We start from the raw sequence: 20,611 nt of genomic DNA, 5'->3' as shown, positions 1-20,611 counted from the left end.
TGCGGCGCTTAGTACAAAATTGAGTAAAGCTGGCGACGATATTTGCTTGCTAATGCGTTACCTTGACCTAGCGCACTGAGAATATCCATAAAAGTCTTCTTCACGTCACCGTCTTGGGCGCCCAAGTCTTTTTTAAGAATATTCCACAGCAGTTCCAACGCTTCTTCATCCCGACCAACTTGGTTGTATTGTACCGCCAATTCACAAGCGAGTTCGAAGTTTGCCATGTCTGCTGCGTATGCTTGTTCTAGTCGCTGTAACTCAGGGCTATCTGCAGCCTGCAAATGCAGCTCGAGCTTGGCTATTAGGCTCTTGTAGTAGTTATCTTGATACTCGAGAGGGATAGCGTTCAGTAGTTCTTGGGCAATATCAAATTGTTTGGTTTCTAGCAAACAATCAGCCATCGCGAGTTTCACATCACCACGCTCTTGCAGCTCTGGCGGCAAAGTGTGGATGATGCTCAAAGCCTGAGCATGCTCACCTTGCTGAAGAAGTTCACTGACTTGTTTTAATAGTTGTTCATCTGGGCTTGGCAAATGCTTTTGTAGCATGGTAGCAATGGCATCAATTGGCTGGGGGCCTCCCAGACCATCGACGGCTTGACCATTTATAAACAGCGCGATAGTTGGCAATACTTGCACGCCAAATTGAGACGCTAAAGCGGGCTGATCTTCACAATTTAGTAGAGCAAGCGTAAATGCACCGTTGTACTGTTGAGCAAGAGATTGCAACTCAGGGAGTATCTGTGCGCTTTCTGGCTGAGCGTTGGCCCAAAAGTGGATCAAAACGGGCGTGTTCATTGATCCTTCAAGCGTTTCGCGAAAGTTCTGTTCTGTTATCTCAACGATAAATGGGGATTGCATCAGAGTATCCTTGCCTTGTGTCTTGTCGTTGATATTAGATATGGAGTTGATTTAGGTGAAATTCAAGCGACATTCACCATCAATAATGAATCATTCTATTTTGAGAAAACGTGAGGTAATAGAGTGAGGTTATTGCTGCTCAGGTGTTAGATAAAAAGAAAACGCTGCCGAAGCAGCGCAATTCTAATGCTATTTGTTAGTGCGGTATCAAAATAGGATGAACATGGTCAACACTACACCCACACTAAGCCAGTTAAGCTGATTTAATGTCATTGTTGCCTCGCAGTAGTATAAACATTGCTACAAAACGTAATGGGTGGCGATACCAAATCTAAGCAACTCAATCACTTTGGGCGAAAGAATCCCCGCTGAATTGCGTAGAAATTGATTCGTTTAGTTGAGGTTTTTTTAACCTACATGTTCATAATGACATCACATTGTTACGGTGAAATTACATTTCGACAAAACTTTTTTATGCAGCCTGTCGCAAAATTTTATCAAGTACATGGGTTGGTAATAGTCTTTTCAAGACTGCGAATAATTTAGTCGGTGTAGTAATTCGATAACGAATTTTCGGTGAAACGCTAGTTAATGCATGAAGAACTGGTGCGATGCAAGACTCTGCAGGCAAAACAAATCGATTATTAGACTTGTCGTTGTTGAGTCGCTCTCTTTGTCCTTCATAAGCATGACGATGGGGGCTAGATTCAATATCAACCCACTTCTCAAAGGCTCGTAATGCATTGTTTCTAAATTGAGTTTCGATCGGTCCTGGTTCTATCAATGCCACTTTGATATTCGTATCCGCAAGCTCTAGCCTGAGCGTATCTGTCCAGCCTTCTAAGGCAAATTTTGATGCATTATAGGCACCACGGTATTTCATTGCGGCAAAACCAAGAACAGAGCTGTTTTGTATGATGCGTCCTTCGCCTTGCAGGCGCATATGAGGAAGCACTTCTCTGACCAACTGGTGCCAACCAAAAAAGTTGGTCTGAAATTGATCTTGAAGAGCCTCGGTGGGTAAGTCTTCCAGTGCTCCGGGCTGACCATAGGCACCATTATTGAACACTGCGTAAAGCTTACCTTCTGCTAACTCTAGCGCTTGCTTCACGCCCGAAGAAATGCTTTCTGGGCTATTTAGGTCTAGATTGATGCAGGTTAGCCCTTCATTAATTAGGCGCTGGACATCTTGTTCTTTCCTACAAGATGCAATGACATTAAATCCCTTGTTTTGTAGGGCGTGAGCGCACACGTAACCGATGCCGGTTGAACAACCCGTAATAAGAATCGACTTTTTCATAATTTAATTTAAGACTCAGAAACCTTGATTAGAGCCATCATTCATCAGCTCCGGTCATGAAGCAAGTGCTTGAGTGCTGGCTCTATTCTGGAGTAGCTAAATTTAAAGCCCAGTTCGGTGAGTTTTTTGGGTTTGGCTCTCATGCTATCAAACAATAAGCAGGAAGATTCTCCCATTAGGAGTTCCATCGCCCATTTAGGCGTGAACAAGATATGCGGACGTTTTAGCGTTTTAGCTAGTGTGCCGCTGAATATACGATTAGTCACAGGATGGGGGGCGCACATATTGAATGCACCGTGGGCATGTGGTGTTTCAAGCAAGTACATGATGGCGCGGACCATATCTAGGATGTGAATCCAAGGCATGTACTGATTACCGTTCCCAAGTGGGCCGCCTACGCCAAGCTTGTAAGGTAATAGCATTTTTGCCAACGCACCACCATTAAGGCCGAGTACCACGCCAGTTCTCAGTAGACAAACCCGTGTTTGTTCCGACTCTGCGCGCTTGGCTATTTGCTCCCACTTTGCACAAACCTCGTGAGGAAAGTCGTCGCTATTAACATGTAAGCACTCATCAAACGGATGGTCTTGTTGATCACCATAGTAGCCAACTGCCGAGCCACTAATAAAAACAGAGGGAGGTTCGGTACTTGCGTGGATCAGCTCAACAATTTGCTCGGTAATTTTCCAACGACTTTTGCAGATTTTTTCTTTTTGCTCGCTGGTCCACCTTTTATCCGCAATAGGCTCACCTGCAAGATTAATGACGGCATCAACGTGATTGAGATCGGCGAACGACTCGAGCGAGTCAAGGTATTCGATATTACCCAGATCAGCATGCTGTAGGCGTTGTTTTGCTCGCTCTGGAGAGCGTGTAAGTAGCATAACCTGGTGAGTTGATAGCAGCTTGAGCAACTCCGAGCCAATAAACCCAGTGCCACCTGTGAGTAATATCTTCATGTTATCTCTTTGAATGTACACGTATTAGAACATTATAGTCGTTTTGTGCTTAGCTTGATCATCTCAACACCATTATTTCTGGGATAGTGACAAGCTGACAGAGAGGCTATTAACTTCACATATTAGAAAATATGTAACTAAATGTTATAGATGGCGCTAGTGCATTCACGGTAGAAGAGTGAAATCTATGCCAGACTAAAAGTTATCGCTCATTGGAACGAGCGTAATCAGTTTGCATAATCAAGGAGGATAGGCATGGAAGCATTTGTTGCGCTTTTTCGAGCGCTCCTCAATAGTGCTCGTGACTTATTACCCATCATCATTGTTATCACTTTTTTCCAATTAGTCGTTTTGCAAGAGCCGCTGCCCAACCTGGTCTCCATTCTTTTTGGCTTGTTGCTTGTCGTTTTAGGATTAACCTTTTTTATCTTTGGCCTAGAACTTGGTCTTTTTCCTATCGGAGAGAGTATGGCTCAAGCCTTTGCAAAAAAAGGCAGCGTGTTTTGGTTATTAGTCTTTGCGTTTTGTTTGGGGTTTGGCACCACGATAGCTGAACCTGCATTGACCGCGGTAGCGGAAGAAGCCTCAGAAGTTGCGGCAGAGGGCGGAATGATCGCTAACTCAGAGCAATCCATGCAGGATTATGGACAAGGACTTCGAGTAACAGTAGCTCTCTCTGTGGGGATAGCCATCGTTATCGGCGTTTTGCGTATCTTAAAAGGGTGGCCGATTCATTACATGATCATTGGTGGCTATGTAGGCGTTGTAATACTGACGTGGTTTGCACCTGAAGCCATTATTGGCGTCGCTTACGATTCCGGAGGTGTAACCACGTCCACCATAACAGTACCTTTGGTCACTGCACTGGGCGTCGGTTTAGCGTCTTCTATTAAAGGGCGCAACCCTATGGTGGATGGCTTTGGTTTAATCGCTTTTGCCTCGCTGTTACCGATGATGTTTGTGATGGTTTACGGAATGGTCGTAACATGATTTCAATTGATCATTTCCTAGACACTTTATTATCGACCGTTCGAGACGTCGTTCCCATCGCCAGCATTATTTTTGGTTTTCAGTTAGCGGTTTTAAGGCGTCCTGTTAGCAACCTTAAGAAAGTTTTGCTTGGGTTCGTTTATGTGATTCTCGGGCTAGCTCTTTTTTTACTTGGATTAGAAATGGCATTGTTTCCACTTGGGGAGACGATGGCTGTGCAATTAACGGCGCCGGAGTTTTTACAAGAGTTCAAAGTATCGGTAGGGAAAGCCTTAATGTGGGTCGACTATTATTGGGTTTACACCTTCGCCTTTTTTATAGGCTTTAGTACCACGATTGCAGAGCCTTCTTTAATCGCTGTAGCGATAAAAGCAAACCAAGTCTCTGGAGGCAGTATCAGTATTAACGGCTTGCGCGTAGCCGTTGCGTTTGGGGTGGCAATTGGTATTGCATTAGGTAGTTACCGGATTGTCGTGGGCGATCCCATTCATTATTACATCATCGCGGGTTACATCGTCGTTGTGATTCAAACGTTTTACGCTCCTAAGCTTATTGTTCCACTCGCCTACGATTCTGGAGGCGTAACAACTTCTACCGTCACTGTCCCACTTGTAACTGCATTAGGGTTAGGGCTTGCTTCGACCGTCCCTGGAAGAAACCCAATGATTGATGGCTTTGGCTTGATCGCGTTTGCCAGTCTATTTCCTATGATCTCTGTGATGGGCTATGCGCAAATAACCCAGTGGCTGAATAAAAACGTCTCGGAGGAAGAAGAAAATGCGCTTTAAATTGATACTTGCGTTTGTTGAAGACAGCAAAACAGACAAGGTGTTGGACGCTGCACGCGATGCTGGTGCGACCGGTGCAACAGTGATTAACAATGCTCGCGGGCAAGGTTTAAATCAAAAGCGAACGTTTTTTGGTTTAACGCTAGAAGTGCAAAAAGATGTGCTGCTGTTTGTGGTCGAGGAACATCTCTCTCGACACATATTAGAGACCATTAATGAGGTTGGTGAATTTGACAGAGAGTCGGGACAGGGGATTGCTATTCAGATCGATATTGAAGATGCAGTCGGTGTCGCGCATCAAGTCGAGACATTGACCAAAGTAGTCGAGGATGAATTATGAGTGATCAAACGATAATTAGAGTTCGAGATGTTATGGCGGCAACGTATGTAATGGTTGATGGACTGATGACCGTATACGAAGGCATAACGCTAGCGAAAAAATACCAAGTCAAAGCGCTGGTGGTGAAAAAGCGAGATGATAATGATGAATATGGCATCGTGTTGATGAATGATATCGCCAAAAAGGTGCTGGCGAATAATCGTTCTCCTCAGCGCACAAATATTTATGAAATCATGACCAAGCCCGCTTTGTGTGTCGAACCAGATATGAACGTAAAATATTGTGCACGTTTGTTTGAGCGATTTGGCATAAGCAGAGCGCCGGTCATTGAAAGTGGCGAGGTCATTGGGATGGTGAGTTATAACAATATTGTCATCAACGGTATGGTGCGAGAAGAAGTGTAATAGGTTGATATAAATGAAAAATCAACGAATTTCTTCTCAAGTCAGCGACTGTTACAAAGAACTAAAATATTTAATATATGTTAGGTTGCATATGTGTTAATTCACCATTATTCTTTGCGCCCTAAGCCTAATGTCGAGGAATCTGTATCATGCCTTTAGTCTCTTGCCCCGTGTGTGAGAAACAAATCTCAAAACGCGCTCATGCATGTCCAGGATGCGGAGAGCCCGATCCGCTGCACCATCTAGCCAAATCAAAATTTATGTCGATGGTGTTTTGGATACTGGTGTTGGTTGGAACAGCGTATGCAGCATGGTTCTATGTTTTGCCTATGGTCATTGAATCATTGCGCTATCAGTAGTATTCAAACCGTCGTAGGTTGAGCTGCTAAAAAAATGCCGTAGAATGACCTCATACTTTTTGAGGAGACAATGTCGTGAAACTATTTTTTGCCTCAGACCTGCATGGCTCTTTGCCAGCAACTAAAGAAACCATTGAGCTATTTCTGGCCTCTGGTGCGCACCACATGATTTTGCTAGGAGATACGCTAAACCATGGGCCACGAAACCCTATTCCGGAAGGCTACAACCCTCCACAGGTAGCAGACTTATTGAACCAATACAGTGATCAAATTATTTCTGTACGTGGCAACTGTGATAGTGAAGTGGACCAAATGCTATTGAAGTTTCCAATGATGATGGATTACTCATGGGTGCTACTTGAATCTGGCAAGAGAATCTTTTTGACTCATGGTCACTTGTACAACTCTGAAAAACGGCCGCCACTGCGCGAAGGTGATATCATCGCCCACGGGCATACACATGTTCCCGTCGCAGAGATGCAAGATGGAGCCATTATATTCAACCCAGGCTCGATGACATTCCCACGTAATGGCTTACCGAGAAGCTTTGGTACTCTAGAAGACAATAAGCTAACGGTAAAAACGCCAGAAGGCGAAGTATTAGCACAAACCATGATTTAACGGTTTTACTAAGTAAAAAATAGGGAGCGAATTACTCCCTATTTTGTGTCTGAATGTCCTAAATCGCGTTCTGGGTCGATAATGTCTCTAACGCGCTGTTTTAGCACCTTGGCTTCAGGAAAGCCGCTGTCTTTTTTCCGTTCCCAAATTTGCTGGCCATTACAGAAAATTTCGAAGCGACCACCTGTGTCTGGGTGTAAGCTGATTGTTTCTATTTCTTCACTAAAAGTATGCAGTAATTCTTGCGATAGCCAAGTTGAACGCAACATCCAGTTGCACTGGCGGCAGTAATAAATATCAATGATTGCTTTATCCATGAAACTTTCCTTTTAATCTTTTTAAACCAGCAACTTGATGCCCACCGCAAACGTGAGAATTTCGAATGCAACTTTAATCACTCTGTTGCTGTATCGAGTCGCGGCCCATGCGCCTAAACTGCCGCCTAGAAAAGAGCTTAACAATAAAACAGGTAACCAAGCCCAGTGAATAGGCGCCCCTGCCTGTACGACGGCAATGCCTCCAATGCCATTCCAAAACAGGCCGACACAAATCATGGTGTAAGCAACGGCTTGTTTGTAGTCGTAACCAAACCAGCGCACCAAAAATAGTGTCACGAGCAAACCAGAACCTGCGGTAAGAGATCCGTTAATGATGCCGATAAACAGTAAGCCAATTCCACCAATAACCCAACCGATAGGATGACGGTTACGTATTACTTCAGCTTGGCCTAGCGATGTCTTAAATCGCGAGTAGATACCTAGCGCTAGGATCATCGTGCCGAGCATCTTTTCCGCGATACCATCAGGGATCTGTACAATTAAGTTAGCCCCTAAAATCACGCCAATACTACCGGACAAGATAAGGTAGAGCGCGATTTTCCATTTAATAGTGCCTGATCTTAAATGCGTGCTTGCTGCGCCTAAGCCTAAAGCGACCGAAGCCACTTTATGTGTGCCTAGCGCAACGGAGAACGGTAAGCCGAGAAAGATGAGTAAAGGGAATTGAAGCAAGCCTGCTCCGCCACCGGAAAGTGAAGCCAGCGTGTTGGCGGTTAGTGAACCGAAAAAAAGGGTAAGGGTATCTAGCCAATCCATAAGCAAAACAAAGGGGGCGTCTTGCCCCCTTATCATCCAATCAAAATTAGTTTTTAAACAGTACCGAAGAACCGTGGTTCAAGCTAGTGAGCAATAGTGTTTTTTCGTTCACGACGTCAATACGACGACTTTGCTCCGCATCTAGCTTAAAAATTTGAGTAATCAAACGTAGCTGTGCTTCGGAAAAGTCTTTTGATTGAGAAGATGAAATATCTTTAAACTCCGAAGGCGAGACCAACAAATAGTTGTCACTTACTTCCCAGCGGCCTTTTTCCGAGATATTTATCGTTGATTCTGCGGTTGAACCTTGAGCGAATAGTTTGATATTTGCTACGCGAATATAGTCACCATTAGGGAGATATTTCACGTTTGATTCAACATTAACTCGGCGTAGTGGGCCGACAGTATCGTCAGGCAAGCTGTCTGTAATGACTGTCACCATGGTCGACTGCCATTCGTTTGCTGTGAGGAGCTGCTCCACTTTTAGGTCACTTCCCCAATACAACCAACTACTGAAAAGAACGGATACGGCCAAAACCGCAGATGCTAATTTAATCTTCATATTGGCCTCCTTTATTTGCAGATGTCTGTTGGATCGTTTTGACCTGCGAAAATACGCAGTGTTACGTTCTCGTAAGAGTGGTTACTGTCATGAATGTAGTTCAGAATCAGCTGGTTATTTTGTCCACCAGTGGCAATCACTTCCACTGGCAACGAGTCTTCTGCATGGTGCTTCACGTAGCGCTCAATGCATTGCTCTATTGAAGGCAACCAGTTGTTGATTTGAGGGTGATTTACAGGTGTCATCACTGGTACATTTTGATACTCACCAATTTGACGGAATTGGGATTCCGCAGGGTTCGTGAATAACAATACGCAAACAGGAAGCAGCAGAGACAAAAAGATAATGACACGCGGTAGCCAGTTAATCGTGTTAGATGCTGGCTTCGGCTGAGTTTTAGTCGGCTCTACTTGAGGCTCAATATCAGCAGTAGTATCGGTCACTACCTCTGTCGGTGGCATATCGCTCGCTTCTAACTCCACTGCTGGCGCTTCTTGTTCAGAAGCGGTTTCTTCAACGTCAGTGTTAGAGTCAGTAGAAAATGGGCTCAAGCGTTCCACTGAACAAATGAGTTGGTAGCCACGTTTAGGTACCGTTTTAACAAACTCTGGAGATTTTGTTGAATCCTTCAACATCTTACGCAGAGTAGAAATCGCTTGAGTCAGGCTTGAGTCATCCACCTCAAAACCTTGCTCACGCCAAACAAACTCGTGAAGCTCGTTACGGGTTAAAACTTCGTTTGGTCTCTCTGCCAACATCAGAAGTATACGGCTTTCGTTGCTTCCTAATCGTACAACGTCGTTGCCGTTTTGTTGGTCAGCGAGCGAATTACTATTTGGATCAAAGGTGAACCTTTGAGCAAGTAGAAATTTGGTGCCAATGTTAGTCATTTAGTTCTTCTTAGATGGATGATGTTGTAATTATGGTGATTTATGTCACAAAATTACCGGGGCGCTTGGAGTGCGCACGACATTTTAGATGCTTTTAGACGGGTAGGATAATTAAAATTTTCTAAAAAAACACCGTTTTTAGCAATATTGACCTTGAATTTACATTTGTCAGCCACATGTTAAATGACATCTCGGTAAGGTGATTTCAAGGGGAAAGTCACAAACTTGTCCCTATGAAAAAGCCAATTAGTTTAGATGTTATGGAGCACACATGAGCGAAACCGTATCTCAAAATAAAGAAACTCGTGGTTTTCAATCAGAAGTAAAACAACTACTGCATTTAATGATCCATTCTCTTTATTCAAATAAAGAGATCTTTTTGCGCGAGCTGATCTCTAACGCATCAGATGCATCAGACAAACTGCGCTTTCAGGCGTTATCTAACCCAGATCTATACGAAGGTAATGCAGACCTTTGCGTGAAACTGTCGTTTGATGAAAGCGCAAATACCTTAACCATTTCTGATAACGGTATCGGTATGAGCCGTGATGATGTGATTGAGCACTTAGGAACAATCGCAAAATCTGGAACAGCCGAGTTTTTCTCAAAGCTATCTGAAGAGCAGAGCAAAGACTCTCAGCTTATTGGTCAGTTTGGTGTTGGTTTCTACTCGGCATTTATCGTTGCTGACGCCGTTACCGTGCGCACTCGCGCTGCGGGTCTAGCCGCTGATGAAGCGGTACAATGGCACTCAGCGGGTGAAGGTGAGTACACCATCGAAAACATTACCAAAGAGTCACGTGGTACCGACATCATTCTTCATATGCGTGAAGAGGGTAAAGAGTTTTTGAATGAGTGGCGTCTACGTGACGTTATCAGTAAGTACTCTGATCACATCGGCATTCCTGTTTCAATCCAAACTGTTGTTCGTGATGACGAAGGCAAGGAAACGGATGAGAAGAAGTGGGAGCAAATCAACAAAGCCCAAGCACTGTGGACGCGTAACAAATCTGACATTTCAGAAGAAGAGTATCAAGAGTTCTACAAGCACGTATCACATGACTTTGCCGATCCATTGGTCTGGAGTCATAACCGTGTAGAAGGTAAAAACGACTACACGAGCTTACTATACATCCCATCGAAAGCACCTTGGGATATGATGAACCGCGACCACAAATCAGGCTTGAAACTTTACGTACAGCGCGTATTCATTATGGACGATGCAGAGCAATTTATGCCGTCATACTTACGCTTCGTACGTGGTTTAATAGACTCAAACGATTTACCGCTAAACGTATCGCGTGAGATCTTACAAGACAATAAAGTGACTCAGTCTCTACGTAATGCTTGTACTAAGCGCGTGCTAACGATGCTCGAGCGTATGGCCAAGAATGACGAAGAGAAATACCAATCATTCTGGAAAGAGTTTGGTCTTGTGATGAAAGAGGGCCCTGCGGAGGACTTTGCAAACAAAGAGAAAGTTGCAGGTTTATTGCGCTTTGCTTCAACTGAAGTGGACTCTTCTGAGCAAACTGTGGGCTTGGCGTCTTACGTTGAGCGCATGAAAGAAGGTCAAGATAAGATCTACTACTTGACGGCAGACAGCTATGCAGCTGCGAAAAACAGCCCTCACTTAGAACAGTTCAAAGCGAAAGGCATTGAAGTTATCTTGATGTACGACCGCATTGATGAGTGGCTGATGAACTACTTAACTGAGTTTGATGGTAAACAGTTCCAGTCAATCACTAAAGCTGGGCTTGATCTAAGTCAGTTTGAAGATGAAGCAGAAAAAGAGAAGCAAAAAGAAACCGAAGAAGAGTTCAAGTCGGTTGTAGAGCGCACGAAGTCTTACCTAGGCGATCGTGTGAAAGAAGTTCGTACGACCTTCAAACTCGCATCTACGCCTGCTGTTGTGGTAACGGACGATTACGAAATGGGCACTCAAATGGCGAAGCTTCTTGCGGCAGCTGGTCAAGCTGTGCCGGAAGTGAAATACATCTTTGAGCTAAACCCTGAGCACGAATTGGTTAAGCGTATGGCTGACGAAGCCGATGAAGAAGCGTTTGGTCGCTGGGTTGAAGTTCTGCTTGGTCAGGCAATGCTAGCGGAGCGAGGCTCTATTGAGGATCCAACAGAGTTCTTAGGAGCCGTTAATCAACTTTTGACTAAGGTGTAATAACCTCTGCAAATCAAAAAGCTCGCATTTCGCGAGCTTTTTGTTTGTTGTCGCAAAATTTTGCATCTCAAGTGCTGAGTTAATAATCAATAGGGCGTGAAAGAGGGTACTGTTAACATTCTTTAGTCTTAATACACTCTTTGCTCAGAGAACCTGTGATAGAATCTGCGACTTGAATGTGAGTAATAAGGCGTGTATTTTTGCTCGCCTATATACGTTATACCGAAACTTATCGTTGCAGGTGCTTCTCAGGTTTGATGTCTAAGAGGTCAGCTATTGTGAGCTTCGGTATAAATCTTAAATATTAAAGAGGATAAATCATGCGCATCATTCTTCTAGGTGCTCCAGGTGCAGGTAAAGGCACACAAGCAAACTTCATCATGGAAAAATACGGTATTCCACAAATCTCTACTGGTGATATGCTTCGTGCTGCTATCAAAGCAGGTACAGAGCTTGGTAAACAAGCTAAAGCTGTTATTGACGCTGGTCAGCTAGTTTCTGATGAAATCATCCTTGGTCTTATCAAAGAGCGTATCGCTCAAGAAGACTGTGCAAACGGTTTCCTACTAGATGGTTTCCCACGTACTATCCCTCAAGCTGACGGCCTAAAAGAAATGGGCGTAGACGTAGACTACGTTATCGAATTTGACGTTGCAGACGATGTGATTGTTGAGCGTATGGCTGGTCGTCGTGCTCACCTTCCTTCTGGTCGTACTTACCACGTGGTTTACAACCCGCCTAAAGTGGAAGGTAAAGATGATGTAACTGGTGAAGATCTTGTTGTTCGTGATGACGACAAAGAAGAAACAGTACGTGCTCGTCTAGGTGTTTACCACGAGCAAACTGCGCCGCTAATCAACTACTACGGCAAAGAAGCTGAAGCAGGCAAGACTAAGTACCTTAAGTTTGATGGTACTAAGCAAGTAGCTGAAGTTAGTGCGGATATCGAGAAAGCACTATCTTAATTTGCTGAAGTCAAAAATTTAATATTTTGATATATTGAAAGCGGCCCAAGTGGTCGCTTTTTTTAGTTTACTCGTAAACATATATCTAATTAACTTCAGCTCGGCTATTCGTTACTTCGAGGTTACTTAAATATATGAACCAAGCCGTTTACCATGAATAGGATGTTATGAAAGAGAATAATAAACAGGGTGTACTCCTAGTTAACCTGGGAACTCCTGACGCACCAACCGCTCCTGCCGTAAAGCGCTTTTTAAGTCAGTTTCTTCATGATCACCGAGTGGTAGACATGACTCGATGGCTTTGGTGTCCACTATTGCACGGCGTTATCCTTCCTATCCGAGCTCCTAAAGTTGCCAAACTCTATCAATCAGTATGGATGGAAGAGGGCTCGCCGTTGATGGTGTACTCTAAACGCCAAACGGAAAAGTTAGCACAAAAGCTTGATATACCTGTAGAGCTTGGTATGACGTATGGTAACCCAAGTTTGCAATCAGGCTTTGAAGCCCTATTGGCGCAAGGCGTTGATGAAGTCATTGTTTTACCTTTGTATCCGCAATACTCGGGCACAACAACGGCAGCGGTTTCTGACGGAATCACTAAAGCATTTAAAAACCTGCCGGTGATGCCAGGCTTTAGCTTTATTCGTGATTATTACAATCACCCGAAATATATTGAAGCGTTAGCGCATTCAGTTCGTGAACATTGGCAAAAGAATGGTCAGGGAGATTACCTGCTGTGTTCTTATCATGGTATTCCAAAACGCTATGCTGACAATGGTGATGTTTACCCACAGCATTGTGAAGAGACGACTCGCTTGCTTGGGGAAGCGTTAGGTTTAAGCGACCAACAAATTGGCATGACGTATCAGTCCCGATTTGGGAGAGAAGAGTGGCTTCAACCTTATACCGATAAGACCCTAGAGGCACTTCCTGCAAAGGGTGTGAAAAATATTAATGTTGTGACCCCCGCATTTTCGTCAGATTGTTTAGAGACGTTGGAAGAGATCTCGGAAGAGTGTAAAGAGATTTTCCTTGAAGCAGGTGGTGAAAACTTTACCTACATCCCTTGTTTGAACGATAGTGAACTTCATATCGAGATGATGGTTGAGTTAGTTCAATCTAAACTTTAGATACAAAAAAGGGTCGCAATAGCGACCCTTTCTACGTTTAGTTGAGCGATCAAGCGACTTGTACTTGCTGCTCTTCTACTTGCTCTGCCGTGCTGTGCGTATTTTCAGCGCCATGCATCCAGCGAACGAGTGTATTAGAGAATAGGAGCAAAATTACGCCACTTACGGTTGCGCTGACCGCAATACCACTAAAGATAGCCATAGCGCCTAACTCGCCTACGTGAGAACCCACATAGCCCGCAACATAGTTAGCAATCGCATTACAGCCAAACCATGCACCCATCATAAGTGAAGCTAAGCGAAGCGGTGCTAATTTAGTCACCAATGAAAGACCAATTGGAGATAAACACAGCTCGCCTAATGTGTGGAAGAAGAAAGCGCCGACCAACCATAACATCGATGTTTTTACTGTTGTATCTCCACCTTGTTCTAGCACTGCGCCAACCATACAAAGGAAACCAATCGCCAAGAAAAATAGTGCCATCGCAAATTTCACTGGCGAAGTAGGTTCACGTTTACCCAATTTTACCCAAAGGACAGCCAGAACTGGCGCTAGAGTAATAATGAAAAATGGGTTTAGTGATTGGAACCATGCAGCAGGAACTTCGAAACCACCAATCATGCGATCAGTATATTGTTGAGTGTAGATGTTCATCAGACCACCAGCTTGTTCAAAGCCTGCCCAGAAGACAATAGTGAATAAGCTCATGACCAGAATTACTTTTAGTCGATTCACTTCTTCTTTGGTGAGTGGCTGCTTCGTGGTGGCGTTTTTGTTGTTTAGATCTCGTTTCGCCGCTGGTTCGCGACCAATATCACCAAGCCATGATTGAGCCAGTACCATTTGCATCACTAGGCTAACCAGCATACCCACACCAGCGGCAACAAAGCCAGCTTTCCAACCGTAAGAGGTTGTCACAGAGCCAGAAACGACGCCGGCAAGTAATGCACCTAAGTTGATACCCATATAAAAGATAGTGAATGCGCCGTCACGACGGTTGTCACCTTCTTGATAAAGGTCGCCAACCATGGTTGAGATATTTGGCTTAAAGAGACCGTTACCAGTGATAAGTAGGCCAAGACCTAAATAGAAACTGTGTAGCGAACCAATACCTAAAGCATCAGCAGGAAGTGCAAGAGTAAACTGGCCGATGGCCATTAACGCGCCACCAAGCAAAATTGAGCGACGTTGACCTAAATAGTTATCTGCTAGGTAACCACCGATAAGAGGCGTGATATACACAAGCCCTGTGTATATGCCGTATAGGTCTAATGCGTCTTTGGTTGACCAGCCAAGGCCGCCATTCATTGTTGTATCAGTAAGGTAAAGCACGAGAATGGCACGCATTGCGTAGTAAGAAAAGCGTTCCCACAGTTCTGTACCGAACAATAAGAACAGGCCACGTGGATGACCAAAATATTGATGTTGGTTTGACATAAGCTCTTCTAATAATAGTTATTACATTTTTTAACGACTTCTACGTATACAATGCAATTCAACGAGTGACAAATAATAAAATTTTGCCATTCAACTATTTTTGTTTGTTAACTGGCTGTTTTTGATTGGATTTGCAGATTATATGATGGTGTATTGGTTGTGTTACAAACTTAATTTCCATTTTTGCCTATGGACTTCTTTATCGTAAGTTGCTGAAAAATGTCGTTAATGCGAGCGATGTATAATCATACTTTTATAGATAAACTGAATATCAATGACTCAACTTTGGCTTAATGCTAGGATAAAAACAAAATAGAATTGGCTAGTAAAAAGATGAAACGTTGGTATCTACTTTATTGTAAACGTGGGGAGCAGGTTAGGGCGAAACAACACCTTGAAAATCAAGGTGTAGAGTGCTTTTATCCAACTGTAGAAGTTGAGAAGATTTTGCGCGGTAAAAGACAAAAAGTCGAGGAACCGCTGTTTCCTTGTTACGTATTCGCTTACTTTGATTATGAGCAAGGGCCAAACTTCACCTCAGTCCGCTCTACTCGAGGTGTTGTTGACTTTGTGCGTTTTGGTGCTCAACCGAAAGAAGTTCAAGGTGACTTGGTCTTCGAATTGATGCAGCTAGAAAAGTGTTGTAATGACAATACCGTTTCTGAATGTATGCCAAAACCAGGCGATCAAATTAGAGTTAAAAGCGGTCAATTTGCGGGCATAGATGCCATCTTCCAAGAACAAGATGGTGAGAAACGCTCAATTATGCTAGTTCAGATGATCACCAAGCGTGTGCCTGTCAGCATAGACAATAGTGATTTAGATTTAAAATAGCCTAATTCCATCAAACATAAAAAGAGGTGCAAAAGCACCTCTTTTTGATCGTATCTAATTTTTTGTCTGTTTTAAAAGGGTTGGACGAACCGACCCTTATCTTTATCGTAGAGAATTAGTATGAGTCGTTGTGAACGGTCTGTACTGCACGACCTGATGGGTCAACACAGTTTTGGAACGATTCATCCCATTCAATCGCTTTCGCTGAAGAACACGCTACTGAAGGGCCTCCTGGTACACACTCTGCTGCTGATGGAAGTGGGAATAACTCTTCAAAGATTTCACGGTACACGTAGCCTTCTTTTGTCGTTGGCGTGTTGTATGGGAATCGATATTGAGCTGTTTCCATCTGCTGGTCTGTCACTTTCTGTTCTGCTACTTCTTTCAGCGTATCGATCCAGCTGTAGCCAACGCCATCAGAGAATTGCTCTTTTTGACGCCATGCGATCGATTCTGGCAGGTAGTGCTCGAAGCACTCACGAAGGATGTGTTTCTCCATTTTACCGTTGCCACACATCTTGTCTGCTGGGTTCAAGCGCATTGCTACATCTATGAACTCTTTATCTAGGAAAGGTACGCGTCCTTCAACTCCCCATGCTGCCAGCGACTTGTTAGCACGAGCACAGTCGAACATGTTCAGAGCAAGCAGTTTACGCACTGTCTCCTCGTGGAACTCTTTCGCGTTTGGCGCCTTGTGGAAGTAAAGGTAGCCACCAAAGATTTCGTCAGCGCCCTCACCAGACAATACCATCTTGATACCCATCGCTTTGATCTTACGACCCATTAAGAACATAGGTGTTGATGCGCGGATAGTCGTCACGTCATACGTTTCAATGTGGTAAATCACGTCACGAATCGCGTCCAAACCTTCTTGAATCGTGTACGTCATTTCGTGGTGAACGGTACCAATTTGGTCGGCAACTTCGCGAGCGGCTTTCAGGTCAGGCGCGCCTTCTAGGCCAACAGCAAAAGAGTGCAGTTGAGGCCACCAAGCTTCAGACTTTTCATCATCTTCAATACGCATCGCTGCAAAGCGTTTTGCTACCGCAGATGTAATAGAAGAATCTAGACCGCCTGAAAGAAGTACACCGTAAGGCACGTCAGTCATTAGTTGGCGTTTAACAGCCGCTTCTAGCGCTTCCGTCAATTCTTCTTTGCTAGTGCTGTTACCTTGTACTGCTGCGTACTCGTTCCAGTCACGAACATAGTAACGTGTTGGCTGAGTATCTTTAGAGCTGTAGTAGCTACCAGGAGGGAATTCACTTACTGTTTTACATACTGGAACAAGAGCCTTCATCTCTGATGCCACATAGTAGTTACCATGCTCATCGTGACCTTGATAAAGAGGGATAATACCAATATGGTCACGGCCGACTAAATACTCATCTTTTTCTTCGTCGTAGAGCACAAAAGCGAAAATACCGTTTAGTTCTTCAAGGAGATCTGCGCCCATATCTTGGTAAAGTGCAAGAATGACTTCACAGTCTGAATCGGTTTGAAATTCGTACTTTCCTTCGTAACGAGCACGAATTTCTTTATGGTTGTAGATTTCACCATTGACGGCAAGGATGAGCTTCTTATCAGGGCTGTATAGCGGCTGTGCACCACTATTTAGACCAACAATCGCCAAGCGCTCGTGCGCTAAAATAGCACGCTCTGAAGAGTAAATCCCAGACCAGTCTGGGCCACGGTGACGAAGTTTTTTCGACATCTCTAATGCGATAGGGCGCAATGCGGCTGCATCGCTTTTAATGTCTAAAATGCCAAATACTGAACACATACTACATCCTTACTAAACTAAACAATTTCTAATCGGTATGGTTTAAATTTGCCATTACTAATAAAAAAAGCAACGTTTTGTGATTAAAAAAATGATAAAAGGCCTTGTTGTATGGAAAATATTTAACTCAACCGTTGTTTTGGTGAATGAGATCAAGGTTTGGTATAAAAACTATACAAAAAAGGCTTTCTATCAATAGAAAGCCTTCCGAAAAATATCAGTGCTGTTGCTTATTTAATTGGTGTGAATTTAGGTTGAAGTTGTTTACAGACGTGTCGAGCAAAACCGCTACCAGCTTCACTATAAATATTGAATGCTGCGTCAACGCCATTTTCAAGTAAGCCTTCCAATTGATCTGGGTATTCGGCGATAGCGGCAATTTGCCCCTTATATTTTCTGCGTTTAAGCTGCTCAAGTGCTGTTTGGTTACCTTGATGATGTGGCATTGCAAGCAGAACCAGTTTTACATGACCTGTATCTAAAATTCGCTCCCAGAAATCCGGGTCGGTGGCATCACCAGAAATCACATTTCTTCCTTCTGAACGATGATGATGTGCAGCGTCTTCACGAATTTCTATACCCAATGAAATTTTGCCATAGCGTGAACGTAGCTCATCATAAGCGCCCGTTCCAATACGCCCCATACCTAAGATCAATACTTGGGCATGACCTGGGTTGATGAGTTGGTCGCGTTGATTGAGCTTTTCTACCGCTGTCTCTTGCAGCCACTTACCTGAATGTTGATAAATTTTATGGCTAAGGCGGTTAAGTGGCGCGGAAATTACAAAGGATACCGACACCGCAACCGCAATCGCAGCAAGCATATCACTTGGCATCCAGCCCATTTTATAGGCCAACCCAGCAACAATAAGACCAAACTCACTGTAGTTAAATAGTGATAAAGAGGCGAGCAAAGAGGTACGTACTCGAAACTTAAAATGATTAATAGTGACGAAGTACAAGAGTCCTTTGATTGGTAGCAGTAAGATAAATAGCAGGGCGAGAACGACGCCATTCACGCTCAATGAGGCGGATAAACCAATGTTCAAAAAGAAGCAGACTAAAAAGAGCTCCTTCATATTGAATAATGACTTGGATAGTTCTGAGGCTTTTGGGTGACCTGCGAGTAGCATGCCTAAAATTAGCGCGCCCAAGTCTGGTTTCATCCCGACCAACTCGAATAGCCCAGCACCGACAACAAGCGCGAAGAAAATACCGAATAGCACCAGCATTTCGCCGTGGCCAACTTTATCGAGCAGCTTATAGAATAGGGGACGAAGGAAAGGCAGTGCGAACAAACCGATGGCATACCATTCTGGGACTTTTCCGGTTGAAGCAGTCAGGAATACTACGGCAAAAATATCTTGCATAACCAAGATACCGATCGCGAGTGTGCCGTAGGTCGCGTTCATTTCGCCTTTTTCTTGCAATGCTTTTACGGCAAAAACGGTACTAGAGAACGATAGTGCAAAAGCTAAAAGCAGGATTTGGCTGCCGTCCATACTGGCTAGCGAAGTCAAGCCCAGTAGTTTTAAGCCGGATAACGCTAGGGCAAAAAAAGCGGTAGAGAGTATGTTGTGGGCGGTTGCCCCTCCCCATATTTCTTTGGACAGCAGGGTTTTTACATCGAGTTTGAGTCCAATAGTAAACAGAAGAAGAGTAACACCAAGATCTGCGAGAGTGACAATAACGTCATTGCTTTGGTAACCAAATGCATGCAAGCCAAATCCAGCTAGTAGAAAACCAACGAGGGGAGGGAGGCTGCATTTAAGCGCAATAAAACCAGCTAAAAAAGCGGCTGTAATTAGAATAATTTCCATACTGTTGAGCTGTATTCCTGATATACAAAAACGGGCTGTGAAAACACAGCCCGAGATTGTAACTCAATTGGTTGTATAAACTTAGTCTTCCAGTAACTTTTGTAACAAAACTCCGTTTAGCATAGCGCGTTTAATCATCGCAAATGCGCCCATCGTTGGCTGCTTATCAATGTGAGAAGCCACGATAGGGAGGTCGTTATGGAAAGTTTTAAGAGATTGATTCTCTACGTTGCGTTGAATTGCAGGGAAAACAATATCTTGTGCTGCAGTAATATCGCCAGCAATTACAATTTTCTGTGGATTAAATAAGTTAACCGTAATCGCAATCGCTTTACCTAGCTGGTTGCCCACTCGCACTAAACTCTGTTTCGCAAGTTCATCACCATTCATTGCGTGCTGACATACCGCTTCAATTGTGATGTTTTCAAGGTCGGTTAAGCTTGATTCGTATCCTTGAGTAATCAGTTGCTTCACTCGTTGAATAATCGCTGGGTTTGCAGCTACGGTTTCTAAACAGCCAAAGTTTCCACATTGGCATTGCTCACCAAGCGGGTCAATTTGGATATGACCAATTTCACCGACGTTGCGGTTAAAACCAAGAAAAACCTGGCCGTTAACGATAATACCTGCGCCAGTACCGCGGTGGACGCTAACCAAAATAGAATCCTGGCAGTCTTGGCTTGCTCCAAAGTAGTGCTCAGCCAACGCCATGCCACGTACGTCGTTGCCAACAAAGCATGCTGTATTAAACTTCTCTCCAACAATTTCACCGAGAGCAAGATTATCGATATCGGTATTAGGCATGTATTCGACCACGCCAGTTGTTGGGTTAACAAGGCCCGGTAAAGTGATGCCGATAGCGATGAGTTGATCAATTTTGTCTTCGCATCGGCTTACGAAATCTTTTAATAAATCGATAAGTCCTGCGATTAAGTCTGCTTGGTTAGTGTAGTGCAGTTCATGCTGATCTTCTGCCAGCGCGGTACCACCTAAATCGTATAAACTGAACTGTACGTAATCTCGACCTAAGCGAACGGCAATCGAATGAAAAGGTTTGACTTCAGTAGTCAAAGAGATCGCACGACGACCACCAGTTGAAGCTTGTTGGGCGACCTCCTTAATAAGGCCGCGCTCTAAAAGTTGGCGGGTTATTTTGGTAACACTAGCAGGCGCGAGCTGACTCACGTCCGCGACTTGAATACGGGAGATAGGACCTTGCTGATCAATCAGCCTATATACCGCAGCGCTGTTAAGCTGTTTTACTAAATCTACATTACCAATCTGTCCGCCATTCATGC

The 20,611-nt window shown here is 44.0% G+C and carries 21 protein-coding genes; 10 read left to right on the top strand and 11 right to left on the bottom strand.

Annotation, left to right across the window (positions count from 1 at the left end):
* Positions 1-8 precede the first annotated feature (8 nt).
* The 3 genes from R7E42_RS15260 to R7E42_RS15250 all read right to left on the bottom strand — a co-directional run bounded on the left by R7E42_RS15260 (position 9) and on the right by R7E42_RS15250 (position 3,122).
* Positions 9-863 carry a co-chaperone YbbN gene (locus R7E42_RS15260; RefSeq protein ID WP_005388628.1) on the bottom strand — a complete coding sequence of 285 codons (855 nt, stop codon included), beginning with the start codon at positions 861-863 and terminating at the stop codon, positions 9-11.
* 472 nt (positions 864-1,335) lie between these two features.
* Positions 1,336-2,163, bottom strand: a complete 828-nt coding sequence (locus R7E42_RS15255; protein ID WP_213912466.1) for an SDR family oxidoreductase — start codon at positions 2,161-2,163, stop codon at positions 1,336-1,338.
* Positions 2,164-2,207: 44 nt separating this feature from the next.
* Positions 2,208-3,122 (bottom strand): TIGR01777 family oxidoreductase, encoded by a 915-nt coding sequence (locus R7E42_RS15250; RefSeq protein WP_005382076.1) that lies wholly within the window; start codon positions 3,120-3,122, stop codon positions 2,208-2,210.
* Between the two features lie 255 nt (positions 3,123-3,377).
* On the opposite strand from R7E42_RS15250, the gene R7E42_RS15245 reads away from it, so the two are divergent.
* The 6 genes from R7E42_RS15245 to yfcE all read left to right on the top strand — a co-directional run bounded on the left by R7E42_RS15245 (position 3,378) and on the right by yfcE (position 6,624).
* Positions 3,378-4,112, top strand: coding sequence for a DUF1538 domain-containing protein (locus R7E42_RS15245; RefSeq protein WP_213876700.1), 735 nt, complete (start codon positions 3,378-3,380; stop codon positions 4,110-4,112).
* The gene (locus tag R7E42_RS15240; protein ID WP_205390755.1) at positions 4,109-4,900 is read left to right on the top strand and encodes a DUF1538 domain-containing protein; all 792 of its coding nucleotides are present in this window, start codon (positions 4,109-4,111) and stop codon (positions 4,898-4,900) included. The genes R7E42_RS15245 and R7E42_RS15240 overlap by 4 nt, the downstream gene beginning before the upstream one ends.
* Positions 4,890-5,240, top strand: a complete 351-nt coding sequence (locus R7E42_RS15235) for a P-II family nitrogen regulator (RefSeq protein ID WP_005382084.1) — start codon at positions 4,890-4,892, stop codon at positions 5,238-5,240. Before R7E42_RS15240 ends, R7E42_RS15235 begins: the two co-directional genes overlap by 11 nt.
* Positions 5,237-5,644 carry a CBS domain-containing protein gene (locus R7E42_RS15230; RefSeq protein ID WP_005382085.1) on the top strand — a complete coding sequence of 136 codons (408 nt, stop codon included), beginning with the start codon at positions 5,237-5,239 and terminating at the stop codon, positions 5,642-5,644. Before R7E42_RS15235 ends, R7E42_RS15230 begins: the two co-directional genes overlap by 4 nt.
* Before the next feature lie 149 nt (positions 5,645-5,793).
* A complete protein-coding gene (locus R7E42_RS15225; RefSeq protein ID WP_005382086.1) occupies positions 5,794-6,003 on the top strand; it encodes a hypothetical protein in 210 nt (69 codons plus the stop codon).
* Positions 6,004-6,078: 75 nt separating this feature from the next.
* Positions 6,079-6,624, top strand: a complete 546-nt coding sequence (gene yfcE / locus R7E42_RS15220; protein WP_138939153.1) for a phosphodiesterase — start codon at positions 6,079-6,081, stop codon at positions 6,622-6,624.
* Between the two features lie 38 nt (positions 6,625-6,662).
* On the opposite strand, the gene R7E42_RS15215 is transcribed toward yfcE, so the two are convergent.
* Genes R7E42_RS15215 through R7E42_RS15200 form a run of 4 tightly spaced genes read right to left on the bottom strand, consistent with a single transcriptional unit; the run spans position 6,663 to position 9,170 of the window.
* Positions 6,663-6,941 carry a SelT/SelW/SelH family protein gene (locus R7E42_RS15215; RefSeq protein ID WP_005382088.1) on the bottom strand — a complete coding sequence of 93 codons (279 nt, stop codon included), beginning with the start codon at positions 6,939-6,941 and terminating at the stop codon, positions 6,663-6,665.
* A 21-nt stretch (positions 6,942-6,962) separates the two neighbouring features.
* A complete protein-coding gene (locus R7E42_RS15210) occupies positions 6,963-7,718 on the bottom strand; it encodes a sulfite exporter TauE/SafE family protein (RefSeq protein WP_318072792.1) in 756 nt (251 codons plus the stop codon).
* Between the two features lie 46 nt (positions 7,719-7,764).
* The gene (gene toxS / locus R7E42_RS15205) at positions 7,765-8,280 is read right to left on the bottom strand and encodes a transmembrane regulator ToxS (protein ID WP_005382091.1); all 516 of its coding nucleotides are present in this window, start codon (positions 8,278-8,280) and stop codon (positions 7,765-7,767) included.
* Between the two features lie 11 nt (positions 8,281-8,291).
* Positions 8,292-9,170 carry a transcriptional regulator gene (locus R7E42_RS15200; RefSeq protein WP_318072791.1) on the bottom strand — a complete coding sequence of 293 codons (879 nt, stop codon included), beginning with the start codon at positions 9,168-9,170 and terminating at the stop codon, positions 8,292-8,294.
* A 271-nt stretch (positions 9,171-9,441) separates the two neighbouring features.
* On the opposite strand from R7E42_RS15200, the gene htpG reads away from it, so the two are divergent.
* The 3 genes from htpG to hemH all read left to right on the top strand — a co-directional run bounded on the left by htpG (position 9,442) and on the right by hemH (position 13,441).
* Positions 9,442-11,346: a molecular chaperone HtpG gene (htpG, locus tag R7E42_RS15195; protein ID WP_017819957.1), complete on the top strand. Its 1,905-nt coding sequence runs from the start codon at positions 9,442-9,444 to the stop codon at positions 11,344-11,346.
* A 320-nt stretch (positions 11,347-11,666) separates the two neighbouring features.
* Positions 11,667-12,311, top strand: coding sequence for an adenylate kinase (gene adk, locus R7E42_RS15190; RefSeq protein WP_005382094.1), 645 nt, complete (start codon positions 11,667-11,669; stop codon positions 12,309-12,311).
* Between the two features lie 167 nt (positions 12,312-12,478).
* Complete coding sequence (gene hemH, locus R7E42_RS15185; protein ID WP_053303297.1) at positions 12,479-13,441, top strand: ferrochelatase; 963 nt, start codon at positions 12,479-12,481, stop codon at positions 13,439-13,441.
* Between the two features lie 49 nt (positions 13,442-13,490).
* Here hemH and R7E42_RS15180 read toward each other — a convergent pair whose 3' ends face one another.
* Entirely contained in the window at positions 13,491-14,879 is a 1,389-nt protein-coding gene (locus tag R7E42_RS15180; RefSeq protein ID WP_005382097.1) for a peptide MFS transporter, read from the bottom strand.
* Between the two features lie 333 nt (positions 14,880-15,212).
* Between R7E42_RS15180 and rfaH the strand changes: the two genes are divergently transcribed.
* On the top strand, positions 15,213-15,713 hold the full coding sequence (rfaH, locus tag R7E42_RS15175; RefSeq protein WP_005382098.1) for a transcription/translation regulatory transformer protein RfaH: 501 nt from the start codon (positions 15,213-15,215) through the stop codon (positions 15,711-15,713).
* A gap of 115 nt (positions 15,714-15,828) precedes the next feature.
* Here rfaH and asnB read toward each other — a convergent pair whose 3' ends face one another.
* The 3 genes from asnB to nagC form a co-directional block, all read right to left on the bottom strand.
* Complete coding sequence (gene asnB / locus R7E42_RS15170) at positions 15,829-17,493, bottom strand: asparagine synthase B (RefSeq protein WP_005382100.1); 1,665 nt, start codon at positions 17,491-17,493, stop codon at positions 15,829-15,831.
* 230 nt (positions 17,494-17,723) lie between these two features.
* A complete protein-coding gene (locus R7E42_RS15165; protein WP_005384981.1) occupies positions 17,724-19,313 on the bottom strand; it encodes a cation:proton antiporter family protein in 1,590 nt (529 codons plus the stop codon).
* Positions 19,314-19,394: 81 nt separating this feature from the next.
* A complete protein-coding gene (gene nagC / locus R7E42_RS15160; RefSeq protein WP_005382105.1) occupies positions 19,395-20,609 on the bottom strand; it encodes a DNA-binding transcriptional regulator NagC in 1,215 nt (404 codons plus the stop codon).
* Positions 20,610-20,611 lie beyond the last annotated feature (2 nt).

The organism is Vibrio sp. Vb1337 (assembly GCF_033338715.1).
In the GTDB taxonomy this organism is placed as follows: Bacteria; Pseudomonadota; Gammaproteobacteria; order Enterobacterales; family Vibrionaceae; genus Vibrio; species Vibrio alginolyticus.
Note: the sequence above shows the minus strand (reverse complement) of the source record. Positions and strands in the feature narration are given on the sequence as shown.

Coding starts and splice junctions, on each gene's coding strand:
- R7E42_RS15260 (WP_005388628.1), bottom strand. CDS start 863: ATGCAATCCCCATTTATCGTTGAGATAACAGAACAGAACTTTCGCGAA.
- R7E42_RS15255 (WP_213912466.1), bottom strand. CDS start 2,163: ATGAAAAAGTCGATTCTTATTACGGGTTGTTCAACCGGCATCGGTTAC.
- R7E42_RS15250 (WP_005382076.1), bottom strand. CDS start 3,122: ATGAAGATATTACTCACAGGTGGCACTGGGTTTATTGGCTCGGAGTTG.
- R7E42_RS15245 (WP_213876700.1), top strand. CDS start 3,378: ATGGAAGCATTTGTTGCGCTTTTTCGAGCGCTCCTCAATAGTGCTCGT.
- R7E42_RS15240 (WP_205390755.1), top strand. CDS start 4,109: ATGATTTCAATTGATCATTTCCTAGACACTTTATTATCGACCGTTCGA.
- R7E42_RS15235 (WP_005382084.1), top strand. CDS start 4,890: ATGCGCTTTAAATTGATACTTGCGTTTGTTGAAGACAGCAAAACAGAC.
- R7E42_RS15230 (WP_005382085.1), top strand. CDS start 5,237: ATGAGTGATCAAACGATAATTAGAGTTCGAGATGTTATGGCGGCAACG.
- R7E42_RS15225 (WP_005382086.1), top strand. CDS start 5,794: ATGCCTTTAGTCTCTTGCCCCGTGTGTGAGAAACAAATCTCAAAACGC.
- R7E42_RS15215 (WP_005382088.1), bottom strand. CDS start 6,941: ATGGATAAAGCAATCATTGATATTTATTACTGCCGCCAGTGCAACTGG.
- R7E42_RS15210 (WP_318072792.1), bottom strand. CDS start 7,718: ATGGATTGGCTAGATACCCTTACCCTTTTTTTCGGTTCACTAACCGCC.
- toxS (WP_005382091.1), bottom strand. CDS start 8,280: ATGAAGATTAAATTAGCATCTGCGGTTTTGGCCGTATCCGTTCTTTTC.
- R7E42_RS15200 (WP_318072791.1), bottom strand. CDS start 9,170: ATGACTAACATTGGCACCAAATTTCTACTTGCTCAAAGGTTCACCTTT.
- htpG (WP_017819957.1), top strand. CDS start 9,442: ATGAGCGAAACCGTATCTCAAAATAAAGAAACTCGTGGTTTTCAATCA.
- adk (WP_005382094.1), top strand. CDS start 11,667: ATGCGCATCATTCTTCTAGGTGCTCCAGGTGCAGGTAAAGGCACACAA.
- hemH (WP_053303297.1), top strand. CDS start 12,479: ATGAAAGAGAATAATAAACAGGGTGTACTCCTAGTTAACCTGGGAACT.
- R7E42_RS15180 (WP_005382097.1), bottom strand. CDS start 14,879: ATGTCAAACCAACATCAATATTTTGGTCATCCACGTGGCCTGTTCTTA.
- rfaH (WP_005382098.1), top strand. CDS start 15,213: ATGAAACGTTGGTATCTACTTTATTGTAAACGTGGGGAGCAGGTTAGG.
- asnB (WP_005382100.1), bottom strand. CDS start 17,493: ATGTGTTCAGTATTTGGCATTTTAGACATTAAAAGCGATGCAGCCGCA.
- R7E42_RS15165 (WP_005384981.1), bottom strand. CDS start 19,313: ATGGAAATTATTCTAATTACAGCCGCTTTTTTAGCTGGTTTTATTGCG.
- nagC (WP_005382105.1), bottom strand. CDS start 20,609: ATGAATGGCGGACAGATTGGTAATGTAGATTTAGTAAAACAGCTTAAC.